Raw genomic sequence first — 6,000 nt, 5'->3', positions numbered from 1 at the left:
GCGGCGCGATCGACGGCGCCGCGCGCGATGTTGTCGCGGATGCGCGTGGAGGAGACCGGGCGGCTGTCGAGGAGGACCACCTCCACCTTCTCGACGTCGATGCCGAGCCGCCCTCCCTCGCGGCGCAGAAGCTCGAAGTCCCCCTGGCCGCCGCGGCCGAAGTGGAAGTTGGCGCCGACGTAGACGCGCTTCGCTCCGACTTGGCGGGAGAGGACGTCCGAGACGAACGCCTCCGCGGAGATCGCCGCGAGCTCGCGCGTGAACGGGACGACCAGCAGGACGTCGAGGCCGCGCGCCTCGAGCACCCGGACCTTCTCCTCGAAGGGGGTGATGAGTGGCGGGCGCCCGGTGGGGCTCAGGATCGACAGCGGATGGGGGTCGAAGGTCATCGCGACGGCGGTGCCCCCTGCGCCGCGCGCCCCGCGGATCGCCGCCTCGAGGATCCGCTGGTGGCCGAGGTGGACGCCATCGAAGTTGCCGATGCCGACGTGGGGCGCGGGCAGCGAGCCGGCGGCCGAGAGGCTCCGGAAGACCTTCATCGCGCGGTCATCCCGCGGACCCGAACGGGGCGAACGCGCCGAAGAGCCACACTCCGCCGTGCAGGATCAGGCACGCGTAGACGCCGCAGACGAGATCGTCGGCCATGATCCCGATCCCTCCGCCGAGGCGCTCGGCCGGCCCCGCGGGCCATGGCTTCACGATGTCGAAGATCCGGAATAGCAGGAACCCGGCGATCACCGTGACGACGCCGACCGGGACGAGAAACATCGTGACGAGATACCCGGCCACCTCGTCGATGACCGCCTCCGACGGGTCCTCGCGGCCGAGGCGCTTCTCGAGCGCCCCCGCGGCGATCGCGCCGAAAATCGACGTGACGGCGATGGCCGCGGCTTCAGCCCAGACGCGCATCCCCGGAGGGGGCAGAAGCGCAACGGCGAGCTGGAGCGGAATGGCGGCGGCGGTAGCGACGGTGCCCGAGGCGACGGGGGCGAAGCCCGTGCCGAACCATGTCGCGAATATCGTGCCGGCGAGCGAAGCGGCGGAGGAGGGCGGCCGCGAGCCGTTCAACTACGACACCACTCGGAGCGTTCGCCGGGAGGGAGGGGCGGCCGGGACGGCGCCGCTCGCGGCCCCCCCGCTCGTGATCCCGACGAGCCGGTACGCCGCGGCGTCGTCGATCCTCACCGTCACGAACCCCTCGCGCGATCCCGCGCCGTGGACGACGACGTCGCCGTCCACTTCCGGCGCCTGGAAGGCGGCCCGCCCCGTCCGCGTCCCGGGTTCGGGCCCCGGCCCCTCCACGAGGACCTCGACGGTGGATCCGATGCGCGCGCGGTAGAGCTTCTCCGCGATCCCCTCCTGGAGGTCGAGGAGGACCTGCCGGCGATCGCTCTTGAGCGAGGCCGGGACGTCGTCGGCCATCGTGAAGGACGGGGCTCCCGGCTCGTGCGAGTAGGTGAAGACGCCGATGTGGTCGAACTCGATCTCCTCGACGAAGGAGCGGAGCTCCTCGAACTCGTCCTCCGTCTCGCCGGGAAACCCGACGATGAAGGTCGTCCGCAGCGAGAGGGCCGGGACGCGGCGCCGGAGCTCTTCGATCATCCGCGTGAACGACGCCCGGCTCCCTCCGCGCCTCATGCGCGCGAGGGCCGCCTTCGACGCGTGCTGGAGAGGGACGTCGAGGTAGGGGAGGACGCCGCAGGCCGAGCCGAGGGTGTCCATCAGCTCGGTCGTCATCTTGTTCGGGTAGGCGTAGAGGAGCCGCACCCAACGGATGCCGTCGACGGCGCCGAGGGCGCGCAGCAGCGCGGGGAGCGAGCCGGCCTCGCCGAGGTCGTCGCCGTACGACGTGCTGTCCTGCGCGATGAGGTTGAGCTCGCGAACTCCCGCCTCGGACAGCGCGCGCGCCTCGGCGACGAGCGAGGCGGCGGGCCGGGAGCGGAAGCGCCCCCGGATCTGCGGGATGACGCAGAAGGCGCACGGGTTGTCGCACCCCTCGGAGATCTTCACGTAGGCGCTCGGCCCCGGCGACGTGAGGAGGCGCGGGGAATCGACGGTCGGAAGCCACGTCGCCTCGCCCGCGTCCATCTGGAACGCCCCGGCGTCCGGATCGCACGCCTCGGCGATCCGCTCGACGTCGTTGAGCGCGATGAAGCGATCGACCTCCGGCAGATCGGCCCGCATCGCGTCGGCGCTCCTCTGGACGAGGCAGCCCGCGACGACGAGCCTCCGGAGCCGCCCCTTGCGCTTGAGCTCCCCCATCTCGCGGATCGTGGCGTAGCTCTCCTCCTTCGACGCCTCGAGGAAGCCGCAGGTGTTCACCACGAGGACGTCCGCGCGCGAAGGATGGTGCGTGATCTCGAACCCGCGGCGCCTGAGGATCCCCAGCATCACCTCGGAGTCGACCTGGTTCTTGGCGCACCCGAGGCTCACGAGGCCGACGGTCGTCACGGGTAGAGCCGTCCCAGGGTGCGCGGGTAGGGGATCGCCTCGCGCAGGTGGTGGATGCCGCAGAGCCAGGTCACGGCGCGCTCGATACCCATGCCGAACCCGCCGTGCGGGACCGTCCCGTACTTGCGGATGTCGAGGTACCACTTGAACGCGGATTCGGGAAGGCCGTGCTCCCGGATGCGCGACAGCAGCAGGTCGTGATCGTGGATGCGCTGGCTCCCGCCGATGATCTCGCCGTACCCCTCGGGGGCGAGCACGTCGACGCACAGCGCCCGGTCCGGGCGCTCGGGGTCGGGCTGCATGTAGAAGGCCTTCACGCTCGCCGGGTAGCGCGTGACCATGAGCGGGCTCGGGTGAAGGTTCGAGAGGATCGTCTCGTCCGGGGCGCCGAAGTCGCTCCCGAACTCGAACTCCGCGCCCGCCTCCTTCAGCTTCGCCGCCGCGTCGTCGTAGGTCATCCGGGGGAAGGGCCTCGTCACCGCCTCCAGTTTCGACACGTCCCGCTCCAGCGTCTTGAGCTCCTCGCGGCGCCGCGACAGGACGCGCTCGACGAGGTACATGATGAAGTCCTCGGCGAGCTGCATCACGTCGTCGAGATCGGCGAAGGCGAGCTCGGGCTCGATCATCCAGAACTCGGTGAGGTGCCGGCGCGTCTTCGATTTCTCCGCGCGAAAGGTCGGGCCGAAGCAGTAGACGCGGCCGAAGGCCATGCACGCCGGCTCGAGGTAGAGCTGCCCGGACTGCGACAGGTACGCCTTCTCCCCGAAGTAGTCGGTCTCGAAGAGGGTGGAGGTCCCCTCGCACGCCGCGGGGGTGAGGATGGGCGAGTCGATCAGCACGTAGCCGCGCGAGTCGAAGAACTCGCGGCACGCGTGCGCGACCTCGCTCCTGATCCTCAGGACGGCGTGCTGGAGCGAGGACCTGAGCCACAGGTGGCGGTTGTCCATGAGGAACTCGACGCCGTGCTCCTTCGGCGAGATCGGGTACTCCGGCGCGATGTGGAAGGGGACGAGCTGCTTCACGCCGATCTCGAAGCCGCCCGGGGCGCGCGCCTCGCGGCGCACGGTCCCGCGCATCTCGAACGAGGATTCCTGCGTGAGCTGGTCGGCGAGATCGAAGACCGCCTCATCGACCTCCTTCTTGACGACCACCCCCTGCGCGTATCCCGTGCCGTCCCGGATGACCAGGAACCGGATCTTCCCGATGTCGCGCTTGTGGTAGACCCAGCCGCGGAGGACGACGTCCTTCCCCTCGTGCTTGTCGAGATCCTTTATCAGCGTGTGCGTCTGGAGCAAGGTCTCAGGCCTCTTCTTCCTTCTCGACGCCGCGGGCCGCCTTCGCCTCGGCGATGATTTTTTCCTGGAGGTGGGCCGGGACCTCGTCGTACGAGGCGATCTCCATGTGGAACGAGCCGCGCCCCGACGTGATCGAGTTGAGCGTGGCCGAGTAGCTCAGCATTTCGGCGAGCGGGCAGGTGGCGCGGATGACCTGCGTGTGCCCCTTCTGGTCCATGCCGATGACGCGGCCGCGCCGCGAGTTCAGATCGCCGACGATGTCGCCCATCGTCTCCTCGGGAACGCTGATCTCGACGCTCATGGTCGGCTCGAGGAGCGTGGGCCTCGCGTCGTGCACGGCCTTCTTGAAGGCCTCGCGCCCGGCGACCTGGAAGGCGATGTCCTTGCTGTCCACCGGGTGCGTCTTCCCGTCGACGAGGCTGACCCGGACGTCCACGACCGGGTACCCGGCGACGACCCCGCCGACCATCTTCGACTGGACCCCCTTGTCCACGCTCGGCCGGAAGGACTGATCGATGACGCCGCCGACGATCCGGTCGACGAACTCGTACCCGCCGCCGCGGGGAAGTGGCTCGACGTCGATCGCCACCTTCGCGAACTGTCCGGCGCCGCCGGTCTGCTTCTTGTGCGTGTACTCGACGTACTTCACGGAGCGCGTGATCGTCTCGCGGTAGGGGATCTTCGGGATCTTCAGCTTCGCCTCGACCCCCTGCCTCCTCAGCCTCGAGAGCATCACCTCGACGTGCTCCTGGCCGGCCCCCGAGATCAGCATCTCGTGGGTCTGCGCGTCGCGGCTCGTCCGGAGCATCGGGTCCGCGTCGAGGAGCTTGTGGAGCGCCGCCGAGATCTTGTCCTCGTCGGCGCGCGTCTTCGGCTCGATGGCCCACGAGATCGCGGGCTCGGGGAAATGGACCGGCTCGTAGCGGATCGGGTGCGCCTTGTCGGCGAGCGTGTCGCCGGTCGCCGTGACCTTGAGCTTCGTCACAGCGCCGATGTCGCCGGCGCGGATCTCCGGGATGGGGGCGAGGGTCTTCCCCTGCGCCGTATCGACCGTGGTGAGCTTCTCCATCTCGCCGCGCGCCACGTTCAGGAGGTGGGACTCGCCCTTGATCGTCCCCGAATAGACGCGGAAGTACGAGATCTTTCCGGCGAACGGGTCGATGAGCGTCTTGAAGACGAAGGCCGACGGCGATCCCGACGATGCGGGCTGGCGGGAGATCTCGGAATGGTCTGCGGGGTTCGTCCCCTTCACCTCGGCCGTCGCGGCCGGGGAGGGGATCCACGAGAAAATCGCGTCGAGGATCGGCTGGGCGCCGATGTTGTGGACCCCCGAGGCGGCGAGGACGGGGAAGAGGCGCCCGTCGGCGACCCCCTTCTTGAGGCCCGACTCGAGCTCTCCCTCGGGGAGCTCCCCCTTCTCGAAGTAGTGCTCCATCAGCGTGTCGTCACCCTCGGCCACCGCCTCCATCAGGCTCTCGCGCGCCGACTTCGCCGCGTCGGCGAGGTTCGCGGGGATCGGCCCCTCGGTGAACTTCCCGCTCTCGTCCGCCTGGAAGAAATACGCCTTCATGTGGACCAGGTCCACGACCCCCTTGAACTCCTTCTCCTCGCCGATCGGGATCTGGACGGCGACGCAGGAGCGCGAGAGCGACTTCTTCACCGACTCGAGGGCGCGGGTGAAGGAGGCCCGCTCGCGATCCATCCGGCTGACGACGAGGATGCGGGCCACCCCGAACTCCTCGGCGTATCCCCACACCTTCTCGGTGTTCACCTCGGCGCCGTGGCTCGAGTCGATCACGACGAGGGCCCCCTCGACGACGCGCAGGGAAGAGCGCGCCTCGTGCATGAACGCGCCGTATCCGGGGGTGTCGATGAGATTGAGCTTGTTCTTGTTCCACTCGAGGTGGCAGACCGACGCCGTGACCGTCTTCTTCCGCTCGATCGCCTCCTCGTCGTAGTCGGTGATCGTCGTCCCCTGGTCCACCTTGCCGAACCGGTTCACGGCCCCTGACGAGAAGAGAAGGGCCGAGACGAGGGAGGTCTTCCCGGATGCACCGTGCCCGACGACAGCGACGTTGCGGATCTCCGAAGTCTCATAGACTTTCATTCAGCCTCCTTGTCCGGTGGGGGTCCGGCGGGCCGTTCCCATTCCCGTCGCGGACATGGACCCTGGACCTCGGCGGGCGCACGGCGTCAGCATGAGCGCCCCGCGGTCTGAGGCGGCGCGCCCACACGATGGAAGTCTCATAGAACC

Annotated in this window: 5 protein-coding genes; all 5 read right to left on the bottom strand. The window is 69.2% G+C overall.

From position 1 onward, the window contains the following. Positions 1-539: FAD synthetase family protein (locus HY049_01610; protein MBI3447607.1), on the bottom strand; the 539-nt coding region annotated here is incomplete at its 3' end. 7 nt (positions 540-546) lie between these two features. Beyond that, positions 547-1,068: a phosphatidylglycerophosphatase A gene (locus tag HY049_01605; GenBank protein ID MBI3447606.1), complete on the bottom strand. Its 522-nt coding sequence runs from the start codon at positions 1,066-1,068 to the stop codon at positions 547-549. Continuing rightward, positions 1,069-2,451 carry a 30S ribosomal protein S12 methylthiotransferase RimO gene (gene rimO / locus HY049_01600; protein MBI3447605.1) on the bottom strand — a complete coding sequence of 461 codons (1,383 nt, stop codon included), beginning with the start codon at positions 2,449-2,451 and terminating at the stop codon, positions 1,069-1,071. Next, on the bottom strand, positions 2,448-3,746 hold the full coding sequence (gene asnS / locus HY049_01595) for an asparagine--tRNA ligase (GenBank protein MBI3447604.1): 1,299 nt from the start codon (positions 3,744-3,746) through the stop codon (positions 2,448-2,450). The genes rimO and asnS overlap by 4 nt, the downstream gene beginning before the upstream one ends. A gap of 4 nt (positions 3,747-3,750) precedes the next feature. After that, positions 3,751-5,853, bottom strand: coding sequence for an elongation factor G (fusA, locus tag HY049_01590; protein MBI3447603.1), 2,103 nt, complete (start codon positions 5,851-5,853; stop codon positions 3,751-3,753). Between the last annotated feature and the right edge of the window lie 147 nt (positions 5,854-6,000).

It is taken from the genome of Acidobacteriota bacterium, from assembly GCA_016195325.1.
Taxonomy (GTDB): Bacteria; Acidobacteriota; Polarisedimenticolia; order JACPZX01; family JACPZX01; genus JACPZX01.
The sequence above is the reverse complement of the archived record's forward strand: the minus strand, read 5'-3'. Positions and strand labels throughout refer to the sequence as shown.